The 21,709-nt window shown below is 50.2% G+C and carries 20 protein-coding genes; 6 read left to right on the forward strand and 14 right to left on the reverse strand.

What is annotated here, in order from left to right; genetic code table 11:
• Positions 1–64: 64 nt before the first annotated feature.
• From msrC to J4E05_RS01605, 14 genes are all read right to left on the reverse strand, one after another.
• Positions 65–538, reverse strand: coding sequence for a free L-methionine (R)-S-oxide reductase MsrC (gene msrC / locus J4E05_RS01540; protein ID WP_210402953.1), 474 nt, complete (start codon positions 536–538; stop codon positions 65–67).
• Positions 539–707: 169 nt separating this feature from the next.
• Entirely contained in the window at positions 708–1,778 is a 1,071-nt protein-coding gene (locus J4E05_RS01545; RefSeq protein WP_349591884.1) for a sn-glycerol-3-phosphate import ATP-binding protein UgpC, read from the reverse strand.
• A 71-nt stretch (positions 1,779–1,849) separates the two neighbouring features.
• Positions 1,850–2,704: a sn-glycerol-3-phosphate ABC transporter permease UgpE gene (ugpE, locus tag J4E05_RS01550; RefSeq protein ID WP_085593791.1), complete on the reverse strand. Its 855-nt coding sequence runs from the start codon at positions 2,702–2,704 to the stop codon at positions 1,850–1,852.
• 14 nt (positions 2,705–2,718) lie between these two features.
• On the reverse strand, positions 2,719–3,597 hold the full coding sequence (locus J4E05_RS01555) for an ABC transporter permease subunit (RefSeq protein WP_349591886.1): 879 nt from the start codon (positions 3,595–3,597) through the stop codon (positions 2,719–2,721).
• Between the two features lie 79 nt (positions 3,598–3,676).
• Complete coding sequence (gene ugpB, locus J4E05_RS01560; protein ID WP_349591888.1) at positions 3,677–4,978, reverse strand: sn-glycerol-3-phosphate ABC transporter substrate-binding protein UgpB; 1,302 nt, start codon at positions 4,976–4,978, stop codon at positions 3,677–3,679.
• A gap of 604 nt (positions 4,979–5,582) precedes the next feature.
• Positions 5,583–6,443: an ABC transporter permease gene (locus J4E05_RS01565; RefSeq protein WP_349591890.1), complete on the reverse strand. Its 861-nt coding sequence runs from the start codon at positions 6,441–6,443 to the stop codon at positions 5,583–5,585.
• A 9-nt stretch (positions 6,444–6,452) separates the two neighbouring features.
• A complete protein-coding gene (locus J4E05_RS01570; RefSeq protein ID WP_085593795.1) occupies positions 6,453–7,334 on the reverse strand; it encodes an ABC transporter permease in 882 nt (293 codons plus the stop codon).
• The gene (locus J4E05_RS01575) at positions 7,331–8,485 is read right to left on the reverse strand and encodes an ABC transporter ATP-binding protein (RefSeq protein WP_349591892.1); all 1,155 of its coding nucleotides are present in this window, start codon (positions 8,483–8,485) and stop codon (positions 7,331–7,333) included. The genes J4E05_RS01570 and J4E05_RS01575 overlap by 4 nt, the downstream gene beginning before the upstream one ends.
• Positions 8,486–8,607: 122 nt before the next feature.
• The gene (locus J4E05_RS01580) at positions 8,608–9,693 is read right to left on the reverse strand and encodes an extracellular solute-binding protein (RefSeq protein WP_085593797.1); all 1,086 of its coding nucleotides are present in this window, start codon (positions 9,691–9,693) and stop codon (positions 8,608–8,610) included.
• Positions 9,694–9,999: 306 nt separating this feature from the next.
• Positions 10,000–11,118: an ABC transporter ATP-binding protein gene (locus J4E05_RS01585; protein WP_349591894.1), complete on the reverse strand. Its 1,119-nt coding sequence runs from the start codon at positions 11,116–11,118 to the stop codon at positions 10,000–10,002.
• 28 nt (positions 11,119–11,146) lie between these two features.
• Complete coding sequence (locus tag J4E05_RS01590; RefSeq protein WP_085593800.1) at positions 11,147–11,992, reverse strand: carbohydrate ABC transporter permease; 846 nt, start codon at positions 11,990–11,992, stop codon at positions 11,147–11,149.
• A gap of 15 nt (positions 11,993–12,007) precedes the next feature.
• Positions 12,008–12,946, reverse strand: coding sequence for a carbohydrate ABC transporter permease (locus J4E05_RS01595; protein WP_349591896.1), 939 nt, complete (start codon positions 12,944–12,946; stop codon positions 12,008–12,010).
• 155 nt (positions 12,947–13,101) lie between these two features.
• On the reverse strand, positions 13,102–14,367 hold the full coding sequence (locus J4E05_RS01600) for an ABC transporter substrate-binding protein (RefSeq protein ID WP_349591898.1): 1,266 nt from the start codon (positions 14,365–14,367) through the stop codon (positions 13,102–13,104).
• Between the two features lie 54 nt (positions 14,368–14,421).
• Positions 14,422–15,309 carry an N-acetylmuramic acid 6-phosphate etherase gene (locus J4E05_RS01605; protein WP_349591900.1) on the reverse strand — a complete coding sequence of 296 codons (888 nt, stop codon included), beginning with the start codon at positions 15,307–15,309 and terminating at the stop codon, positions 14,422–14,424.
• Between the two features lie 267 nt (positions 15,310–15,576).
• On the opposite strand from J4E05_RS01605, the gene J4E05_RS01610 reads away from it, so the two are divergent.
• From J4E05_RS01610 to fbaA, 6 genes are read left to right on the forward strand one after another with little or no spacing between them, the layout of a single operon-like run.
• Positions 15,577–16,467, forward strand: coding sequence for a glucosamine kinase nucleotide-binding domain-containing protein (locus J4E05_RS01610; protein ID WP_349591901.1), 891 nt, complete (start codon positions 15,577–15,579; stop codon positions 16,465–16,467).
• Complete coding sequence (locus tag J4E05_RS01615) at positions 16,464–17,225, forward strand: GntR family transcriptional regulator (protein WP_085593804.1); 762 nt, start codon at positions 16,464–16,466, stop codon at positions 17,223–17,225. The genes J4E05_RS01610 and J4E05_RS01615 overlap by 4 nt, the downstream gene beginning before the upstream one ends.
• 45 nt (positions 17,226–17,270) lie before the next feature.
• A complete protein-coding gene (locus J4E05_RS01620; RefSeq protein ID WP_085593805.1) occupies positions 17,271–18,314 on the forward strand; it encodes an SIS domain-containing protein in 1,044 nt (347 codons plus the stop codon).
• On the forward strand, positions 18,314–19,450 hold the full coding sequence (gene nagA / locus J4E05_RS01625) for an N-acetylglucosamine-6-phosphate deacetylase (protein ID WP_349591904.1): 1,137 nt from the start codon (positions 18,314–18,316) through the stop codon (positions 19,448–19,450). The genes J4E05_RS01620 and nagA overlap by 1 nt, the downstream gene beginning before the upstream one ends.
• A gap of 40 nt (positions 19,451–19,490) precedes the next feature.
• Positions 19,491–20,564, forward strand: a complete 1,074-nt coding sequence (locus tag J4E05_RS01630) for a Gfo/Idh/MocA family protein (RefSeq protein ID WP_349591906.1) — start codon at positions 19,491–19,493, stop codon at positions 20,562–20,564.
• Between the two features lie 20 nt (positions 20,565–20,584).
• Positions 20,585–21,664 (forward strand): class II fructose-bisphosphate aldolase, encoded by a 1,080-nt coding sequence (gene fbaA, locus J4E05_RS01635; protein WP_349591908.1) that lies wholly within the window; start codon positions 20,585–20,587, stop codon positions 21,662–21,664.
• Positions 21,665–21,709: the final 45 nt, after the last annotated feature.

The raw sequence follows: 21,709 nt of genomic DNA on the forward strand, positions 1-21,709 counted from the left end.
TATCTTCCAAAGTTCGTTGTTAGTTTGCGATTCCGTTCCAGAACCAGCGAATAAATCTTGGCGATCAGCGCGCAAAAACCTGCGCCATTATAGCTTCAAGTGCGGTTTGATCAATCTCGTCGAAGGACCCGGTTTCTACACTGTCTACATCGAAAACCGCGATCAGTTTTCCGGACGGGTCAAGTACAGGTACCACGACTTCCGAATTGGAACGACTGTCACAGGCAATATGCCCTGGAAAGGCATGTACATCGTCAACCACACAGCTTTTCAAGGTTGAGGCAACAGTGCCACAAACCCCTCGGCCAAACGGAATGCGCAGGCATCCAAGTGTCCCTTGATACGGACCAACCACCAATTCATTTTGTTTGATTGGATCAACGATATAGAACCCGGTCCAGAAATAATAGTCGAACTTTTCGGCCAGAACACAGCTTACTGTCGCCATCAATGCCGTCACATTGGCTTCGCCTTCGGTAATGCTGGCCAGTTCTTTCATGGCATCCGCATAAAGCGCGCTTTTCTGATCAGAGTTCAAGGTCGTTCTCCTGTCTTGCTCAGGCATGGAACTACCGTTTCAGCATGGCAGAAACAAGGACAAAATCGTATTTTCCCTAAAGCAGCACATGCGCAGCCCTATGGCTTAAAAGAAAACCACCCGTGATCTGCACGGGTGGTTTACATGGCAATACAACAAACAGTGCTGGTTAAATGCGCCGCCCACTGGCCTGATCAAACAAGTGAATTTGTGAAGGGTTTGAATATAGGGTCAGTTCATCACCGGCAGCATATGTATGGGTACCTTGCATTCGCAGGGTAATAGCTTCGTTTTTGCTGCCAAATGTCAGATATACAAGCGTTTCAGCCCCAAGACTTTCGGTAATGCGAACCTTTGCAGCAATGCTGCTTTCGGTTGGCGTGGTAATGGAAAGATGTTCCGGACGCACACCGACAACAACATCGCGATTTTCCGCAACATTATGGTCAAGCGCGAGGCGGGTACCGTCTGTCAGGACGACGTGGCTACGATCATTTGACACGCGACCATCAAGGAAATTCATTGATGGTGATCCAATGAAACCTGCGACAAAACGGGTGGCCGGTGTGTTGTAAATGTCAATCGGCGAACCGATTTGTTCAGCCACCCCGCCATTCATCACAATTAGCCGATCTGCCAATGTCATGGCTTCGACCTGATCATGGGTAACATAAACCGATGTAGTACCAAGGCGTTGTTGCAGGTTTTTAATTTCCAGTCGCATGTCGACACGTAATTTGGCATCAAGGTTTGATAAAGGTTCATCAAACAAAAATGCCTTTGGTTCACGCACAATTGCCCGTCCCATGGCAACGCGCTGGCGCTGCCCACCCGATAATTGCCGGGGTTTGCGATCCAGTAATTCTGTTAGCTGCAAAATGGTGCCTGCTTCGCGTACGCGGCGATCAATTTCGTCCTTGTTATAACCCCGGTTTTTAAGGCCATAGGCCATATTGGCATAGTTCGACATATGCGGATAAAGCGCATAGTTCTGAAACACCATCGCAATATCGCGATCAGCCGGGGCCACGGTGTTTACAACCCGGTCGCCAATTAAAATTTCACCATCCGAAATGGTTTCAAGCCCGGCAATCATGCGCAGCAAGGTTGATTTGCCACACCCCGACGGCCCGACCAGAACAGCAAACTCACCGTCGGAAATTTCAAGATTAATACCGTGAATTGCCTTGTAGCCATTGGCGTAGGTTTTTTCGACCTGCTTTAGATTTAACGTTGCCATCTTGTTATCCTGTCGTCACCGGGACTGATATGTTTTGTTTAAAAGGTTGGTTTAGTCTTTTGAGATAAATATCATTTTTCAGTTTCAACCAGCCCCCGGACAAACATGCGCTGGAATATCACCACCACCAGAACCGGCGGAATGGAAGCCATGATCGTTAAGGCAAAAGCCTTTGGAAATTGCGGAATTTGCCCGCCTTCATAAAGCGAATTGTAAACCTGCTTAATGCCGATCACGATGGTATAAAGCTGATCATCGGTGGTCATCAAAAGCGGCCATAGATACTGGTTCCAGCCAACCACAAACATGATGATAAAGATCGCCGCGATCATGGTGACGGACAGCGGCACCAGAATGTCGATGAAAAACCGCCACGGCCCTGCCCCGTCCAGACGGGCCGCTTCAAGCAATTCGTCGGGCACTGAACGATAAAACTGACGAAAGAAAAACGTGCCGGTGGCCGATGCAATAAGCGGTAGAATCAAACCGGTATAGCTGTTAAGCAGGCCCAGTTTTGCCACCACTTCGTAAGACGGTACAATGCGAACCTCAAGCGGCAGCAACAAGGTGGCGAAAATCACCCAGAATAACGGCATCGCCAGGCGAAAGCGGAAATAGACGATAGCATAGGCCGCCATCATGGAAATAATGACCTTGCCAATGGCAAAACCCAGCCCCAGAACCATGCTGTTAAACAGCATTTGCAGCGCAGTGACCCGGCCTTTGGTCGCACTTTGGTCAAACAGGATTTTGCCGTAATTTTCGAAAAAATGCCCACCGGGCAAAAATTGCAACCCGTTCTGAAATAGAAATTCGCGTGTATGGGTCGAGGACGCAAAGGCAATCCAGACCGGCATGATCATGAAAAGCGAGCCTAAAATCAGGATCACATGGTTGGTCAGGGACCGCCATTTTGACTGATACATAACGATACCCCCTGTTAATAGTGAACTTTGCGTTCAATGAAGCGGAACTGGAACACGGTCAAAACGCTGACCATGATCATCAACAGTACAGATTGCGCTGAGCTGCCCCCCATATCCGCCCCCAGGAAACCATCCACGTAAACCTTGTAAACAAGCGTTGCCGTTGCCCCGCCCGGTGCACCCTTTGTTGACACATCGATAATTCCGAAAGTTTCAAAGAAGGCGTAGGTCAGATTAATGACCATCAGGAAAAATGTGGTAGGTGCCAAAAGCGGAAACGTAATGGTCCAGAAACGGCGTTCGGGACTTTTGCAGTCCAGCGTTGCCGCCTCGGTGACTGACTTTGGAATGCCTTGGAGACCCGACAAAAAGAATATGAAATTGACGCTAACCTGTTTCCACACCGCAATCAGCACCACGACAAAGGTGGCGTCATTGCCGTTCTGAATATGGTTAAAATCCAGACCCATCTTGTTAAGCAGGATGTAAAGATCGCCCATCAACGGGTTAAACAGCATGATGCCCAAAAGACCGGCGACCGGTGGCGCAACCGCATAGCCCCACATCAACAAGGTTTTGTAAACCTTGGCCCCCCGAATAACTTCGTCGGCGCGTACTGCTAAAAATAACGAAATCGCAATTGATAAAACAGCAACCAGCGTCGAGAAAACAACAGTAAAACCGGCCGATTTCAACCAGCTGGGACTGGATAAAACATCTTCAAAATTCCGAAACCAGACAAATTGCGAAGACATGCCAAAGGCGTCTTCCAGCAAAAAGGACTGGTGGACCGCCTGGGCGGCCGGCCAAAGAAAAAATATGGCAATAATTATGATTTGAGGTGCCACAAAAAGATAGGGTACCGGGCTATGCCCGAATTGAACGCGTTTCATAACGGATCCCGGCCTGACGCAAACAGGAAAACAAAAAAACAGGGCGGCTATAAAATGCCGCCCTGCCCCGCAGGATAAATTAGTTGCTATAGGTATCGTGAAAACGACCCAGCAGCTTGTTACCTTCGGTTTCGATCACGTCAAAAGCCTGATCAATGGTTTCTTCGCCATTCATCATTTTGTCGACTTCGTTATAGATCACTTCGCGGATCTGAACGTAGAAGCCAAGACGATAACCTTTGGTCCATTCGCCGCCTTCTTCGGAAAGCTGCTGAATGCCAACTTCGGCATCCGGGCTTTCTTTATAATACCCGTCCTTTTTGGCCAGTTCATAAGCAGCCGTGGTGATCGGAACGTAACCGGTTTCCTTGTGCCAGTAATACTGGGTTTCCGGTTTGGTCAGGAATTCAAAGAATTCAGCAACGCCTTTATTTTCTTCATCGGAATGACCCGAGAACGCAAACAGGGATGCACCACCGATAAAGGTGCTTTTCGGGGCATCGCCAACACCTTTCCAGTAAGGAAGGGTGGATGTACCAAAATCAAAGGTCGCACTTTTTCGCAAACCACCGAACGAGCCTGACGAGCCCAGCCACATCGCCGCTTTCTGCTGAAGGAAGGCATCCTGGTTTGCACCCCAGGCGCGACCGTAATAACCAAAATAACCTTCGTCTTTCCATTCCTTCATTTTTTTCCAATGATTTTTCAGGTCATCATTGTTGTAAAGGATTTTGACGTCGGTGCTGTCGTAACCGTTATTGGCGGTTGCCATCTGAAGGTTATGACGGGACATGAAGTTTTCAAAAAAGATCCAGGGGCTATGCGATTCAGCAAAGCCTTCGTAACCGGCAGCCTTGAGCTTCGGTGCTATTTCTTCAAATTCCTGCCAGGTTTTCGGCGGGTTTTGGATGCCTGCTTTGGCAAGCGCGTCTTTATTGAAATACAGAAGCGGGGTCGAGCTGTTGAACGGCATGCCGATCATTTTACCCTTGGAATCCGCATAGAAATATCGAACACCGGGGATGTAATCATTGATGTCAAATTTCGAGCCATATTTTTCCAGCAAGTCCTGCACCGGATAAACAGCACCCTTGGCATTGATAATGGTGGCAGCACCGGCATCAAAGATCTGAATGATGTTGGGCTGGTTTTTCGCGCGGAATGCTGCGATGCCAGCTGTCATTGTATCTTCGTAGCCACCCTTGTTGATCGGAACGACCTTAAATTCGGACTGGCTCTTGTTAAAATCGTCGGCAATATGGTTAACAACATCACCAAGGGCGCCGTCCATTGCGTGCCACCAGGTAATTTCGGTTGCTGCACTGGCAGTATTTGCCATTGCAAGCAACGCTGCAGCCGCCATCAGCGTTTTGCGAAACATGATTCCGTAATCTCCCAAATAAAAAAATCGCTCGCTTTGGCTGCCCTGTTCGCAGCCCAAACAACACGCATGTTTATCCAATGCGATGGCAATTCACTCAAATGACAGTTTTCGGAAACTTCTATTTAGGACAAAAATAAGGTTCATTTTCATAAAAAAAGTCACAATTTATTTTCATATGAACAATAAAAAAGGTCGAATAAATTTTAAAATTGAACGTCAACCGCTTAAATTTAATGATTTAAAAATGTCATCAATCTGAAATATCAGTAAATATGCCGCATTTAGCAAATAAATGGTAATATTTCACACTCAAGAGTTGAATTTAGTTTTTGAATTATAAATAAAAGCGTTTTTCAATCGAATCGACAAATGAAAACCACTGAACCTTTTTGCTTGTTCACCACTCGCACGTCGTAAAGGTTTTGGCTGAAATTGCACCATTTAAAGCGCAAGAGAAAACGCCTTGATGGCATGATAAAGACAAGGTTGCGCCAGACCAAAAAGACGAAGGGTGTTAACCGGTTCTGGTTAACACCCTTTGACATTTGCATTTGATTAATTGGCTTGAAACAACGCATCGGAAAGCCAATTACCACAATGCCTATTTGGAACTACGGTCGCGCTGGGCAAAAACCGATATCAAGGCAAGGCCACCTGAAACCACCATTAACAAAAGTGACAGGGCGTTTAGCGCGGGGGTCGATCCTTGTTTTAGACGGTCAAACATCGCAATTGTCAAAGGGGCATCCGACCCCACCAGCATCAGGGTGGTGTTGAAATTTTCAAATGACATCAGAAACGAAACAATCGCAGCCCCAATCAGGGCCGGTTTCAAATAGGGAATGGTGACGGTGCGAATGGCGTCCGCCCGGCTTGCGCCAAGGTTAAGGGCTGCTTCCTCCAGCGTAATGTCAAATTTGCGCAGGCGAGCGGATATCACCAGAGTCGTGATTGTGGTGATGAACGCAAACTGGCCAATTATAACCAGAAACAGTCCGGGTCGTAAAAAGTCCAGATCCCAGCCAATCGCTTCTTCAACACCATTGGCAATGGCGTTGGAAAACACCAGAATCGAAATCCCTAAAATCACACCGGGAATAACCAGCGGTGAAATAGCCAGCATATACAGCAGGTTTTTGCCCGGAAAGCGGGCGCGCTCGAACAAAAATGCATTGCAGGTACCAACGGTGACCGATAACAGCGTCACCCATACCGCAACAAAGGCCGATGTGCCGATACTCCGCAACAACGCGCTATCGTGGAAAATACCGATATAGGGCGCCGTATCGCCAAAAAACCACGCCAGCGTCGCCCCTTCCCACGGCATTGAGGGAAACAGGCTATCGTTAAAGGCAAACACACCGACAACGACCAACGGTGCCGCCAGATAGATGAAAAACAACGTTACATAGGCACCATAAAGGCCCTTGGCATAACGCGATTGCGGAATGGAAGGTATCATGATGGCCTCCTAGCCGACGGTATCGGATAATGTTTGACGGCTAAGCTTTAATCCCAACCAAACAATCAGCGACGACAATACCAGCAATAAAAACCCGAAAGCCGACCCTGATTCCCAGTTAAACCGGGTGATGAACTGGGTATAAATTTGTTCGGTAAACCACAGGCTGCTTTTGCCGCCCAGAAGGTTTGGCGTCAGATAATTGCCAAGTGTCAGCATGAAAACAACAATACAGCCTGATGCAATACCGGGCATGGCGTGGGGAATGACAATATCGCGGGTGACGGTAAAGGCGTTACCGCCCAGATCGTAACCGGCCTCGATCAGGCTGTCGTCCAGACTGTCAAGAACAGATACCAGCGGCACCACCATAAACAGCATTGATGTATAAACCAGCCCCACCATAATGGTGACATCGTTATACAGCATTTCGACGGGACCATCGACCAGCCCGGCCCACTGTAAGAAATGGCTGATAACGCCGCTTTCGCGCAGCAAAATCATCCAGCCAAAGGTACGCACCAGTTCGCTGACCCAGAACGGGATCAGGCACATCAGAAACAAAACGCTTTTGCCCCTGCCCCGCATCACCTTTGCAATATAATAGGAAATCGGAAAACCGATTACCAATGTCAGCGCGGTTGCCAAAATCGACATGGTCGCGGTACGGACATAGGTGTTCCAATAAAGTGGTTCGGTAAAAAACTCGATATAATTGGTAAAACTAAACGCATATTTGCCATACGAAATACGTTCGCGTAACGACACCATCAGCAAATCAAGATGCGGTAATATCACCAGCAATAGCAGCCACAGCAGCAAGGGCGTCGCCATCAGCAACACGCCCAGTTTCAAGCCGCCGCCAGCAACAGAACCCGATGCGTTCTTCATGCGACTGCCTCGCCGCTTACATCCGCCTGGGCCGCTTTCGTGTTCGGGAAGCATTTTGTCTGGCTAGCACTCCAGCTTAAATCCAGTTCATCGCCATTGCGCAATCCTGCGAACGCCCCGGTTTGCGGCAAGGCCACGTTCATTTCGTGTCCGGTTGTGGTTTCGCGTAACTGGACACTGCTGGCAGCGCCATTAAATAACAGGTTTTCAACCCGGCCCTGCATCGCATTAAGACCTGATGTTGCGACGGGCCCCTGGCCCTTGGCTGCAATGGTGATGGCCTCGGGCCGAACAAAAACATCCATCCGTTGTCCCGCAACCTGGTCAGGGTTGGTGACTTGCGTGGGGTCGGTATAAATAACACCACCACTATCAAGGCGAATAATTGCCTTGCCATCTGCAACAGTTTCAAACGTCCCTTGCCAGCGATTGCTTTCGCCGACAAACCCGGCAACGAATGGCGTGTCAGGCTGATAATACAGCTCCTGCGGGGTGCCAACCTGTTCAAACCGGCCCGCATTCATCACCGCAACCTGATCGGACATTACCAGGGCTTCAGACTGATCATGGGTAATATAAACAAAGGTGGTGCCAATTTCGTGCTGAAGCTGTTTTAGCTCGACTTTCATATGCTCGCGCAATTTCAAATCAAGTGCGCCTAGCGGTTCATCAAGCAACAAAACAGCCGGTTCAAGTACCAGACAACGCGCAATGGCGATACGTTGTTTCTGGCCGCCCGATAGTTGGCTGATCTGTTTTTGCCCGGAATCGGGCAAACCTACACGGGCCAGGGTTTCAGCAACCTTTTTGTCAATAGTGGCGCGGTCCACCCCGCGCCGACGCAATCCATAGGCAACGTTTTGTGCAACATTCATCATCGGGAACAGGGCCAGATGTTGAAACACCATATTGACCGGGCGCCGGTTAGGCGCAACACCCAGCACCGATTTTCCCTTAATCAGGATATCGCCCGCCGTTGGTTCGATAAACCCTGCCAACATACGCAAAAGAGTTGTTTTACCGCAGCCGCTTGGTCCCAGAATGGAAAAAAAAGACCCTTGCGGAATGGTCAGTGAAACCTGATCCACAGCCGTAAACTGGCCAAATTTTTTAACAACATCGCGGCATTCCAAATCAAACTGGTCGGCCATGCTTACCCCGAACTTATCCTGGATATTATTAATTATATAGATACGAAATTGATCGTATCTTTTTGTTTATAAACAAATATGGCACCTCCGAACATTATCGGAGATGCCATTTTTATCAAATGTTACTGGGCAGCTTTGACCCGGTCCAGTGCTTTACCTTCAAGGGTTTCCAGACCGGCAGGAACCGGCGGATACCATTTGATATTATCAAGGGCTTCCTGCGGGAAGCTGTTCTTGAACTGGGCTTTCAACTTGTCTTCAGCAAAATCATCAGCCCCTTTGGATGCCGTAAAGTTACCGGCACTTGCGGTAATTTTGGCCGCAATTTCCGGCTGCATGACAAAGTTGATCCATTTGTATGCCGCATCTTCGTTTTCAGATTTGCGTGGCAGGGCAAAGGTATCAACCCAACCCAGCGCACCTGATTTCGGTGCAACAAAGGTAATGTCGGCATTATCGTTGTTAAGCTTCCACCCGCCAGTATCCCATGCCATGGCAGCAACGACTTCACCCGAACGTACCAGGTTCAGCAGCGCATCGCCGCCTTCCCAATAGGTTTTCACATTCGGTTTGCACTCAATCAGTTTTTCCTGAACTTTATCAAGAATTTCCTGATATTTCGCCTCGTCAGTATAAGCTGCAAACGGGTCCATGCCCATGGCAAAGGCAAAACCGATCAGGGTTGGGCGCTTCAGACGGTAGGAAACCTTGCCAGCAACGCTGTCATTGCAAAGATCGGTATAATCTTTAACGTCGGCCGCCTTTTTGGTATCAACAACAAGACCGCTGGTGCCCCAGATATGCGGCAAGCCGTAAACCTTGCCATCAACCGTGGTGTTGGTTTTGGTCGCAGCCAGCATTGACGGAATAAACTGTGCTGCATCAACCTTGGACAGATCCATCGGTTTGTAGATACCATATTCCATCTGGGCACCGGCAATACGGTCCTGTGACGGTTGGGCAAGGTCAAAACCGCCGCCGCCGGTGGCACGCAATTTCGAAATCATGTCTTCATTGTTTGACAGGGTTACTTCGACATCAATGCCGGTTTCCTTTTCAAACATCTGGATAACGTCATCCGGGGCATAACCACCCCAGGTCAGCAAACGCAATTCTTCTGCCTGGGCAGTACCTGCCAGCATCATCACACCTGCCAGTGCAGAAACACCGAACATGGTTGCGCGCAGCGAACCGGTATTTTTAGACATTGTAACGAACCCCTTTGTTGACGAAATTCAAAATCTGCCACCAATCACAGCCCCCATAGCCCGCGCTATGGGGCACCGCCGAATGATATTATCAGCAAATTTTATGTTGAAACGAAACCAAAAAGACCAATTTCGTTTTCTATTGAACTTTTCGTTACAAGTTTCGCCATGTTTTGCCTCAAATCGCAAGTTAAAGTTCTGCAACAAAATTTGCGAAACAATGTGGGCGTTTCAGATATCCGCATACGAAAAAAGGGTGGCCTGCAAGACCACCCTTTAATCAGCAGATATCGTAACGGAAAGGTCCTATTCGTCGGCGCTATATTCGGCGGGGCAGTTTACCTTGATAAAGGCTTTGCCGTTTTCGTCAAACAGGTGGGCAGCGCCGCCATCGGCAGCGGCAGTAACCTTTTCGCCAATTTTTACCCGGCTGTGGCCCGGTGCGCGCAAGGTTACCCGATCACCGTTGGGCAACCCGACATATAGATATGTGGAGTCGCCCAGCTTTTCGACAACCTCTACTTCACCGGTAACCGGCAAATCGCCGTCGCGGTTTAGCTCAAGATGTTCGGGCCGAATACCCAGTTCCACTTCCTTGCCCACCTGCCCGGCAGGAACAGCAAACGGCAAAATGGCCGTGCCGCCACCAGGCATTTCAACGGTGACAGTTTCGGCCCCGGTTGCCGTAATTTTTACCCGGGTAAAATTCATCGCAGGCGAGCCGATAAACCCGGCCACAAACCGGGTTTTAGGATGATGATAAAGCGTCATCGGCGAGCCAACCTGTTCTACCCTGCCCGCATTCATCACCACGATTTTATCCGCCAGCGTCATAGCTTCGATCTGGTCGTGCGTGACATAAACAATGGTGGATTTCAGTTTTTGATGCAGTTTGGCAATTTCGATCCGGGTTTGCACCCGCAAGGCGGCATCAAGGTTTGACAACGGTTCATCAAAAAGAAAAACCTTTGGCTGGCGCACAATGGCACGACCAATGGCAACACGCTGGCGCTGCCCGCCAGAAAGTTCGGACGGACGACGGTCCAGCAGGTTGTCAAGCTGCAAGGTGGATGCGGCGGCACGAACCCGCTGATCAAGCGCGGATTTATCGGTTTTTGCCAGTTTGAGGCCAAAGGCCATGTTCTTGTAAACTGTCATATGCGGATACAGCGCATATGACTGAAACACCATGGCAATACCGCGATCCTTGGGGGTTTTGTTATTTACGATATCCCCGTCGATCATAAGGTCGCCGCCAGTAATATCTTCCAATCCTGCAATGATGCGCAGCAGGGTTGATTTGCCGCAGCCCGACGGGCCGACAAAAACAACAAACTCCCCGTCTTTCACATCCAGATCAATGCCATGCAGCACATCAACAGCGCCATAGCTCTTGCGGATCTGGTCCAGTTTCAAATCGGCCATTTTTTAAAGTGCTCCTGTAACCCGTAAATCACTTCACTGCGCCAGATGTCAGGCCACGGATCAGTTGGCGGGAAAAAATCAGATAAAGGATCAGGATGGGAATGATTGCCAGGCTAAGCGACGCCAGAACCGCGTTCCAGTCCGTCACATATTGCCCGATAAACTGCTGCACACCGAGGGTGATGGTCTGCTTGCCATCGCCCGGTGCCAGGATCAACGGAAACCACAAGTCGTTCCAGATCGGGATCATGGTAAAGACCGCAACCGTTGCCACAGCCGGGCGTACCAGCGGCAGGATAATGGCAAAAAAGATCTTGAATTCACCCACCCCGTCACAACGGGCGGCTTCTTTCAAATCCTTGGGGATCTGATGCATGAATTCTGTCAAAATGAAAATTGCCAAAGGCAAGCCTTGCGCCACATAAACCAGCACCAGCGACGTCAACGTATTCACCAGCCCCAAATCGACCATCAGGCTGAGAATGGACACAGTACCAAGGCGAATTGGCACCATGATGCCAATGGCAAGATAAATTGCCAGTGCGGTATTGAGCGGAAATTTATATTCCGACAAGGCCCAGGCCGCCATTGCGGCCAGCAACAGCACAACAACAATCGTGACGACCGTTACCGAAATACTGTTGAAAAAATAGGTTCCAAAATCGGCTTTGTCCAAAACCTTCTCAAAACCCGACAGACTGAAGGTTTGGGTTGTTGGCAGGGCCATCGGTTCGCGAAAAATACCCTTGCGGGATTTAAAGGCATTAATCACGATCAAAAATACAGGATAAAGCGCAATCAGCGTATAGCTTAGCAAGACCGCGTGAACGATAACGGCGCGGGATGCATGATCCTTGCGAACATTTAAAGCCATGAATGCAGCCCCCTTTTACAGTTGATAGCGCGACATGCGGCGCTGCACGACAAACAGGTAAAACAGCACACCGGCAAGGATGATCAGGAACATCAGGGATGCGACAGTCGCGCCCAGTGTTGGGCTGCCAAGCTGCAATTGATACCCAAAGAAGGTGCGGTAAAACAATGTGCCCATAATATCGCTGGAGAAATTAGGCCCGGCCAGCGCACCTTTTACGGCATAAACAAGGTCGAAAGCATTGAAATTACCAACAAATGTCAGGATCGACACCATGGCCACCGTCGGCAAAATCAAGGGCATTTTAATGTGCCAGAATACCTCGAAATGGGTGGCGCCATCAACAATGGCGGCATCAACCAGATCTTCGGGAATGGCAAGTAAAGCCGCGTAAATCAGCATCATGGGGATGCCGACCCATTGCCAGACGGAAATAAAGGCCAGGGTAATCAGCGCACTGCCTTCCTTACCCAGCCAGGGGCCAAACAGGGATTTCAGGCCAACAATATCAAGGATATCTGCGCCGACCCCCCAAACCGGGCTTAGGATAAGTTGCCAGATAAACCCGACAATCACCACTGACAGCATGGTCGGCATAAAAATCAGCGTGCGATAGGTATTGCGAAATTTAAGACGTGGCAAACTTAGAACAGCGGCAAGGGCAATACCGATAGGGTTTTGCACCAGCATGTGAACCGCGAAAAATTTCATATTGTTCCAGAAACTGTTCCAGAACGTCGCGGCCCAGTCTGGATCGCTTAAAATTGTTCGGTAATTTTCCAGGCCAACAAATGTCAGATCGCCGCCGGATGGCGTCGTGTAAAAACTTAACCGGATCGAATCGATCAACGGATAAATCATAAACAGCGTATAAAGGATTGTTGCGGGTGCCAGAAAGGCAAATACAGGCAGTTTTGCCTTGCGCCAATCGGTCATGGGCCCTGAATGCGCCATACCATGTCCTGTCTGTCTGAAAAATATCTGATGGCGAGACGATAAAATAATCGCCGCCCGCCCGGGGGCGCTTTAATCGTCGCCCATATTACTTGCGATGTACGCCCCGAAGGGCGGACAGGCACAATTATGCGCCTGTCCAATCGTTTAACCGATCATTTCTGATGCGGTGCATACCATTTTTCCAGGCCGTCTTCGGCCTTTTTCGCCCCTTCTTCCGGGGTCAGCGTGCCATTGATCACCTGTGCGGAAATATTCCACAGTTCGTTTTCAAGGTTCGGCGTGCCACGTGAAAGGATCTGATAGGAGTTGCGAATGGTTGATTTGCATTTCTGGCGCCAGCTGACAAATTCCTGCGCGACCGGATCTTCAATGTCAATTTTCGCATTCGACAACGAGAAGAAGCCCGGCAGGGCATTTGAATAAAGCTGGGCGAAGTCCGGGCCGGTCATCCATTCAAGAAATACTTTCGCGTCTTCGGTATTCTTGGAATGTGCGTTCAGACCCATGCCAATATCGGTGTGATCGCTGATATAGCAAGTATCGGAACCCGCCGGCGCAGGTGGCGGGAATGCGCCAAATTCAAAATCGGCCTGTTTGTTAAACAGCGAAATATCCCATGAACCGGCCGGGTAAATTGCAGCCCGCCCGAGCGAGAACAGGTTCTGTGCATCGGGGTAGGAAATGGCTTCAAACCCGTCGGGCAGGTAATCTTTCCAGCGCGCCAGTTCGGTGAAAGTATCGACATAGGGTTTGTCGGTAAATTTCTGGCTGCCATCAATCAGGGCTTTGCGGCCTTCTTCACCTTTCCAGTGATTCGGACCGATATTCTGGAAGCCCATGGTGGCTGCTTCCCACTGGTCGGCAGTCCCCATCGCCATCGGCGTATAAGTTCCGTCTTCCTTGATTTTATCAAGAACCTGGAAGAATTCCTCGGTCGTTTTGGGAACTTCTACGCCGACTTCCTTAAAAGCTTCCTTGTTATAGATAAAGCCATGAATAACCGATGCCATCGGCACACAGAACGTGGTTGAGCCATCGTCCGTCTGCCAGGCCGATTTGGCCACATCGGAAAAATTATCCATGCCGGGCAAATCATTTAACGACGCCAGATTGCCCTGTTTATAAAGTTCAAGCGATGCATCAAACGGACGACACGCCACCAGATCACCCGCAGTCCCGCCAGAAAGTTTTGCATTCAGCGCTGCGTTATATTCGGTAGGTGTTGTCGGTTTGAACGATACATGAATATCCGGGTGTTTTTCGTTGAAAGCCGGAATAATTTTATCGTTCCAGATATCGATATCGTCGTTACGCCAGCTTTCGATCACCAGGTCGCCGGCTTGCGCCATTAACGGAACCAGGGCGACACTTGCCGCCAAGGCACCCGCCAGCCCTTTTGCCAATAGTTTGTTCGACATTTATGCCTCCTCTGATCAATGTCGGTAGGCTGCCCGGTCCTTTATGAACCGGGTTCAACCCTTATATTCAAGCGCCGCCCGAAGATTTCCGTTTACGGACGCCAGAATTTCTTTTGCTTTTTGCAAAGTTTGGCCGCGCACCATTAAAACTGCGCAGCGAATATCAAAACCGGATTGTTCAAGTGCGCGTTGCGCAATGGCAGCATCGCATTTGGCAATATGGCCCACAATGCGAACCGCCCTGCCCTGCAATTTCGTGTTTTCTGCCCGCATGCCGACCATAAGGTTGTCAAATAAACGCCCCAGACGGTTCATCACCAGCGTTGACAACATGTTAAGGGCTGCTTTTTGCGCTGTTCCAGCCCCCATACGGGTTGATCCTGCAACGACTTCGGGCGCACTATCTAAAAATATGCCATGACAAGCATGGCTTAACAATGCGCCGTCGCTATTATTACAAATGCCAATTGTCAATGCTCCGGCGTCATTCGCCGCCTGCACAGCACCTAACGTAAAGGGAGTTGATCCACTGGCGGCAACAGCAATTAAAACATCCTGCTTGCCAATATTGTGTCGGTTGACTTCAAAAAGTGCAGCATCACGGTCGTCTTCGGCGGAATTAAAAACACCAGGTGCGCTATCAACACCTCCCGCAAGCAAAACAATGGTTCGGTCTTCGGGCCAGCCAAATGTACCACCCAGTTCCTTGGCATCTTGCCATGCAACGGTGCCTGACGTCCCGGCGCCAGCATAGATCAGGCGGCCACCGTCAAGCAATCGATCAGCGATACCGGCTGCAGCGCGCGCCAAAGGTTCGATCATCGGACCAACAGATGCAACAGCCCGCATCTGACCTTCCCATAAAGCAGTCAGGAAATCGGCATCGGACCATTGGTCCAATCCTGCAAAGCGCATATCGAATTCTTCGGTGCTTAATGCCATTTCCCTGATCTCCCTTCCATAATTAAATACCATTGTGATACCAGACACGCAAGGCGTTAAATTATCCTCGTGGCACCTCTTTCAACCCCATCCATATTTTTTATTATATATCAGTATATTGATTGGGTTTTTCATTCAATTTTCGTTTTTTATATACGTTTTTGCCCGCCATTTTGCCGTCATATACGGCGAAAAAGTGGATCTATATTGGTATTGCAAATATAGATACCAGTCTGCTAGGATGACGCAAGTTAGGGATGGCAAACAATGAACAACTCACAATCAGAGAGACTTTATCTGGGGGTCGACGGCGGTGGAACGCGATGTCGGGTAAGACTGGTTAACAGTCATGGTATGGTTATGGGTGAAGCCACACGCGGCAGCGCCAACACCCGCCTTGGCCTGGAAAAGGTTTTTGCCGAGATAACCGATGCAGCCTATGATGCCCTTGATCAGGCATCCCTCCCGCCAGAGAAAATTACTGAAATTCATGCCGGGCTGGGCCTGGCCGGATTAGCATTAACCCGTGAGCAAAAACGTGTTCGGGCCCATCCTCATCCGTTTGCCAGTGCCGTTTTTGAAACCGATGCCTATAGTGCGTGTCTGGGTGCACACAATGGCCATGACGGGGCTATTTTAATCGTCGGCACCGGAACATGCGGACAGGCCATTGTTGCAGATCGGCAACTTGCTGTTGCCGGTTGGGGGTTTGAAATATCCGACATTGGCAGTGGTGCGCGCATTGGCAAACACGCACTGGAAAAAACCCTTCTGGCACACGAAAAAATTGGTTCCGAATCGGACCTGACCCGCCAGTTGATGGCCCATTTCCACAATAGCCCTGAAGAAATGGTGTCCTTTGCCGAAACGGCCGGCCCCGCTGATTACGGACAATTTACCGTGTCCGTTTTTGATGCCTTTGATAATGACGATACCGTTGCCCGCGAAATCGTCGGTCAGGCCTGTAATGCAAATGAACAAATATTACGTCAATTGTTGGCATTTGGCGCCCCGCGCCTGACTTTAATGGGCGGCATTGGCCAACGTATAGCCGGTTTGATGTCGGATGATATACAGAAAAAACTGGTGCCCGCATCAGGTGATGCCCTTGATGGAGCCATTTTAATGGCCAAACGCCAATATGAGGCCCTCCCATGATTGCACCTGATGATGTTTTAAAAAGCCTGCGTGCGCGCGACTTTGAAAATACCGGCCATGGCCCGCTTTATCGCCGCTTGCAAACTGCGATCAAGGCAATCATTGATGACGGTATTTTAAAAGTTGAAGATGCTCTGCCAAGCGAGCGGGACTTGGCAACAGAACTGGGAATTTCACGTGTTACCGTACGCAATGCGGTACGGTCCCTGGTGGAAGATGGTATTCTGGTGCAACGCCACGGCGCGGGCACATTTGTCGCCCCCCGGGTGGAACAGGCCCTGTCGCGGTTAACATCCTTTACCGAAGATATGACCACAAGGGGCATGCATCCCGGTGTCGTCTGGCTGGAAAAATCGGTGGGGTATGCAACACCGGAAGAAGCAATGGCCTTAAACCTGTCGCCCGGCAGCGAAGTGGCGCGGTTTCGGCGCTTGCGTACCGCCAATGATAAACCAATGGCGCTGGAATTTGCCGTCGTCCCCCGACAGTTTATTCCCGTGCCTGAAGAAGTCGACAAATCGCTTTATGATGCATTGGCAAAATACGGCAAAAAACCTGATCGTGCCTTGCAAAGGTTGCGCGCAGAGCTGTTTGATCACGATACGGCTCGCGCCCTTGGCGTACCCGAAGGAAGTGCAGCCCTTTATATCGAGCGCCGGTCGTTTCTGGCCAATGGCACCCCGGTTGAATTCACCCGATCACATTATCGCGGCGACAGTTACGATTTCATCGCCGAAATGCAGGTCGATGCGCGCTAGGCGCAACCAACGTTATAAGCTCATTGCAAACCAAGGAAATTGAACATGACTACACGCTGGACGCCTCAAACCCAGATGGGTCGCGAAACGGCTCAGGCGCCGTCTGTTGTAAAGGCTCAGCTTGCAGCCAATCATGAGGCGATTGCCCAATTGGCCGCCGAATTACGTGAAACGCCCCCCACCTTTGTCATGACATGTGGACGTGGCAGCTCAGACCATGCAACGCTTTATGCCAAATACCTGATCGAAAGCCAGCTTGGCATCCCGGTGGTGTCGGCCGCACCGTCCATTACCTCGATTTATGGCAAGACACTGGCCGTTAAAGGGGCTTTGTTTATTGCCGTTTCGCAGTCTGGCAAAAGCCCGGATCTGGTACAAAGTGCAGCAGCAGCAAAAAAAGCAGGAGCGCGCACCGTTGCATTGGTAAATGTAACCGATTCTCCGCTCGCACAAACAGTGGATCACGTTATTCCGTTGCTGGCGGGTGCCGAAACCAGTGTCGCTGCGACAAAATCCTATATCGCGACACTATCGGCAATTGCCCAGATTGTGGCAGCATGGGTTAATGATGATGCTTTAAACAAAGGCCTTGATGCCCTGCCCGGTCAATTGGTCCGTGCCCTGGATAATGACTGGCTTGATGCGGCAGAGCCAATTGCAAAATCGCAAGGTTTATACGTTATTGGCCGCGGGCCGACCTTCGCCATTGCCCAGGAAGCAGCCCTTAAATTCAAGGAAACCAGCAGCCTGCATGCCGAAGCCTTTAGTGCTGCCGAAGTCAAACACGGCCCGATGGCCCTGGTCACAAGTGATTTTCCGATGCTGGTATTTTCACAGCAAGATGCCACGCGCGAAAGTGTAGAAGGATTTTTGGCTGAAATGCGCGCCAAAACCGACAACCTGTTTGCCGCCGAAACCGGGCATAGCAGCACCAAGGGCCATTTGCCGGTTGTTGAAGACATTCACCCGTTACTGGCCCCTATCGCCATGATCCAGACTTTCTATACGCTGGCTGAACATGTTGCGTTACTGCGCGGCTGCAACCCCGATGCCCCGCCGCATCTGTCCAAGGTAACGGAGACGCATTAATGCCGGTTCTTGCCATTATAAACGCCAAATTGTTTGACGGTGACCGTTTTCACGATGACAAGGCCGTCGTGATCGAGAACGGTAAAATTTCGGCTGTTAGCAATGCTGGCGATATTAGCGACACCACAAACACCTATGATGCCCAAGGCTATATTTTAGCCCCTGGCTTTATCGATGTGCAGGTGAACGGTGGCGGTGGTGTGTTATTAAACCACACCCCCACTGTTGAAGGCATTCGCGCGATTATGGCCGGTCATCGGCAATTTGGCACAACCGCCATGTTGCCAACCCTGATTACGGATACGCGCGCTAAAATGCTGGCGGCAATTGCGGCGGTTAAAGATGCAATTGCGCAAAACGTCCCCGGCATTGTCGGCATTCACCTTGAAGGCCCTTATCTGAACACCGAACGCAAAGGCGTTCATGATCCCAACATTATCCGCCCGATGGAAGATGATGCGATCGAAGTGTTAAGCAGCCTGCCTAATGGCCGCATTGTGGTAACGATGGCCCCGGAAAAAGCCAAGGCAGGCACCATTGCCAAGCTGACCGAAAACAACGTTCTGGTTTGTGCTGGTCATACGGCGGGTACATATAGTGATGTGCAAGCCGCAATTGGCGAAGGCTTGCGCGGCTTTACCCATCTTTTTAACGCCATGAGCCCGCTTAACCACCGGGAACCGGGTGTTGCCGGGGCCGCCATTGCCGATGACAATACCTGGTGCGGACTGATTGCCGACGGGTTCCATGTCCATCCTGCTGCCATGCAAGTTGCTGTGCGCGCCAAAAAAACCGGCAAAATTATGCTGGTGACAGATGCGATGCCGACAGTCGGTGCAAAGAACAAAAGTTTTGTTCTGGGTGGTGAGGAAATTATTGCCACCAATGGCCGTTGCGCGCTGGCTGATGGCACCTTGGCCGGGTCCGATCTTGATATGATGTCGGCGGTGAAAAACACGGTTGAAATGATTGGCACGGATCTGGCCGAAGCCCTGCGTATGGCATCGCTTTACCCGGCGGAATTTTTAAAGATGGGCGAACATAAAGGCCGGATCAAACCGGGTTTTGACGCCGATTTTGTTCTGTTTGACAGCGCATCATATACAGTAAAAAACACCTGGATTTCAGGGCAATAACGATCATTCGTTATATAAAACATTAAAAAGGAGGCACCTCATGACGTCGAAACCCGTACGCGTTCTTGTCGTCGGACTGGGCAATATGGGGATGTCCCATGCCAAGGCTTATCATGCTCTTGAGGGGTATGAAATTGTCGGGCTGTGCACACGATCCCCCATTTCGGACGAATCCCTGCCTGATGGCTTTGCGCACTATCCGCGATTCACAGATTATGAAACAGCACTGACAAACACCAAACCCGATGCCGTTTCAATCAACACCTATACCGAAACCCATGCCAGTTACGCCGTGGCCGCGTTTGAGGCCGGGGCGCATGTGTTTATTGAAAAACCACTGGCCGCCACGGTTGAAGATGCCGAGCGAGTGGTTGCCAGTGCGATGAAGAATAACCGCAAACTGGTGATCGGCTATATTCTGCGCCATCATCCGTCGTGGGAAAAGTTTGTCGAACTGGCACAAACATTGGGCAAGCCGCTGGTGATGCGTATGAATTTAAACCAGCAAAGCAGTGGTGAATTCTGGGAAACCCATAAGCGCCTGCTAAACAGTGTGTCGCCGATTGTTGATTGCGGCGTGCATTACCTTGACATGATGTGTCTGATGACGGGTGCCAAACCGGTTTCGGTTCATGCGATGGGCGTGCGCCTTTCACCCGACGTGGCCGAAGATATGTATAATTATGGCCAATTACAGGTGCGGTTCGATGACGGTTCGATTGGCTGGTATGAAGCGGGCTGGGGCCCGATGATCAGTGAAACGGCTTTTTTCGTTAAAGATGTGATCGGACCGAAGGGCTCTGTCTCAATCACAGATGTAGAAGAAAAAGGCGCAGGATCGGCCGATATTGATACACACACCAAAACCAGTGCCTTAAAATTACATCATGCTGCCACAGATCATGACGGAAAATTTACACAATCGGACGAGATCATCAGAACAGATGACGAGCCCGATCATGATGCTTTGTGCCTGCGTGAACAGCAGTTTTTCCTAAAGTCTATAACGGAAAATCTTGACCTTACGCAGCATATGACGGATGCATTGGGCTCCTTACGGATCGCCCTTGCTGCGGATCAATCGGTTCGCACGGGGAATATTATAATGCTCTGACCCCCAGGAGGAGTACCCACATGCCTTCCGTTAAACCCGGTGTTGTTACCGGTGCTGCCTATCGCGAACTCGTTGCTGCTTGCAAGCAGGACAGGTACGCTCTACCCGCGGTTAATGTTACCTCGTCAAGCACATTGAACGCAGCCCTTGAAGCTGCTGCCAATGCCGGTTCTGACATTATCATTCAGCTATCGAATGGTGGTGCACAGTTCTTTGCCGGCAAGGGCATCAAGGATGCCAATGCTGCCCGTATTATTGGCGCCGTTTCCGCCGCCCGTCATGCTCAGCTTATGGCTGAATATTATGGCGTCGCCGTTGTTCTTCATACCGATCATGCCAACCGGAAATTCGTTCCGTGGGTCGATGGTATGCTGAGCTGGGGTGAAAAAGCGTACAAGGAAACCGGCAAGCCTTTGTTTAGCTCGCATATGCTTGATTTGTCAGAAGAACCACTGGAAGACAATCTGGCGACCTGCGAGGAATTTCTCAAACGTCTTTCTGCTGTCGATATGAGCCTGGAAATTGAACTGGGTGTTACCGGTGGCGAAGAAGACGGTATTGGCAAGGAACTTGATACGTCGCAAGACGATATTGACCCGCGCCTGTATACCCGGCCAGAAGAAGTTGAAGAAGCCTATCGTCGTCTGAAGCCGCTGGGCCATTTTTCGGTTGCTGCGGCATTTGGCAACGTTCACGGCGTGTACAAACCCGGCAATGTGAAACTGCGCCCGGAAATTTTGCTGGAATCGCAGAAATACGTTGCCGAAAAACACGACCTTGACGGTTTCCCGCTTGATTTCGTTTTCCACGGTGGTTCCGGTTCGGAAAAAGAAAAAATCGAGGAAGCCGTGGGTTACGGCGTTTTCAAAATGAACATCGATACCGACACCCAGTTTGCCTATGCAACAGCGGTTGGTAAATATGTTGAGGAAAACGAACGCGCCTTTAAATACCAGGTCGATCCTGACAACGACACGCCCTACAAAAAGCAATACGACCCGCGTGTCTGGGTCCGCGAGGCTGAGCTTTCGATGGCCGCCCGCCTTGAAGAAGCCTTCAAGGATTTGGGAGCTACCGGCAAGTCAATCGCCAAAGGCTGATTACACACATCTTTTCGCAAAACCCGTCAGAGAAATCTGGCGGGT

Source organism: Thalassospira sp. NFXS8 (assembly GCF_040148805.1).
In the GTDB taxonomy this organism is placed as follows: Bacteria; Pseudomonadota; Alphaproteobacteria; order Rhodospirillales; family Thalassospiraceae; genus Thalassospira.

What these genes read in the sequence shown, in the direction of transcription:
- J4E05_RS01545 (WP_349591884.1), bottom strand. Translation starts at nt 1,778, where the DNA reads ATGGCAACGTTAAATCTAAAGCAGGTCGAAAAAACCTACGCCAATGGC.
- ugpE (WP_085593791.1), bottom strand. Translation starts at nt 2,704, where the DNA reads ATGTATCAGTCAAAATGGCGGTCCCTGACCAACCATGTGATCCTGATT.
- J4E05_RS01555 (WP_349591886.1), bottom strand. Translation starts at nt 3,597, where the DNA reads ATGAAACGCGTTCAATTCGGGCATAGCCCGGTACCCTATCTTTTTGTG.
- ugpB (WP_349591888.1), bottom strand. Translation starts at nt 4,978, where the DNA reads ATGTTTCGCAAAACGCTGATGGCGGCTGCAGCGTTGCTTGCAATGGCA.
- J4E05_RS01565 (WP_349591890.1), bottom strand. Translation starts at nt 6,443, where the DNA reads ATGATACCTTCCATTCCGCAATCGCGTTATGCCAAGGGCCTTTATGGT.
- J4E05_RS01570 (WP_085593795.1), bottom strand. Translation starts at nt 7,334, where the DNA reads ATGAAGAACGCATCGGGTTCTGTTGCTGGCGGCGGCTTGAAACTGGGC.
- J4E05_RS01575 (WP_349591892.1), bottom strand. Translation starts at nt 8,485, where the DNA reads ATGGCCGACCAGTTTGATTTGGAATGCCGCGATGTTGTTAAAAAATTT.
- J4E05_RS01580 (WP_085593797.1), bottom strand. Translation starts at nt 9,693, where the DNA reads ATGTCTAAAAATACCGGTTCGCTGCGCGCAACCATGTTCGGTGTTTCT.
- J4E05_RS01585 (WP_349591894.1), bottom strand. Translation starts at nt 11,118, where the DNA reads ATGGCCGATTTGAAACTGGACCAGATCCGCAAGAGCTATGGCGCTGTT.
- J4E05_RS01590 (WP_085593800.1), bottom strand. Translation starts at nt 11,992, where the DNA reads ATGGCTTTAAATGTTCGCAAGGATCATGCATCCCGCGCCGTTATCGTT.
- J4E05_RS01595 (WP_349591896.1), bottom strand. Translation starts at nt 12,946, where the DNA reads ATGGCGCATTCAGGGCCCATGACCGATTGGCGCAAGGCAAAACTGCCT.
- J4E05_RS01600 (WP_349591898.1), bottom strand. Translation starts at nt 14,367, where the DNA reads ATGTCGAACAAACTATTGGCAAAAGGGCTGGCGGGTGCCTTGGCGGCA.
- J4E05_RS01605 (WP_349591900.1), bottom strand. Translation starts at nt 15,309, where the DNA reads ATGGCATTAAGCACCGAAGAATTCGATATGCGCTTTGCAGGATTGGAC.
- J4E05_RS01610 (WP_349591901.1), top strand. Translation starts at nt 15,577, where the DNA reads ATGAACAACTCACAATCAGAGAGACTTTATCTGGGGGTCGACGGCGGT.
- J4E05_RS01615 (WP_085593804.1), top strand. Translation starts at nt 16,464, where the DNA reads ATGATTGCACCTGATGATGTTTTAAAAAGCCTGCGTGCGCGCGACTTT.
- J4E05_RS01620 (WP_085593805.1), top strand. Translation starts at nt 17,271, where the DNA reads ATGACTACACGCTGGACGCCTCAAACCCAGATGGGTCGCGAAACGGCT.
- nagA (WP_349591904.1), top strand. Translation starts at nt 18,314, where the DNA reads ATGCCGGTTCTTGCCATTATAAACGCCAAATTGTTTGACGGTGACCGT.
- J4E05_RS01630 (WP_349591906.1), top strand. Translation starts at nt 19,491, where the DNA reads ATGACGTCGAAACCCGTACGCGTTCTTGTCGTCGGACTGGGCAATATG.
- fbaA (WP_349591908.1), top strand. Translation starts at nt 20,585, where the DNA reads ATGCCTTCCGTTAAACCCGGTGTTGTTACCGGTGCTGCCTATCGCGAA.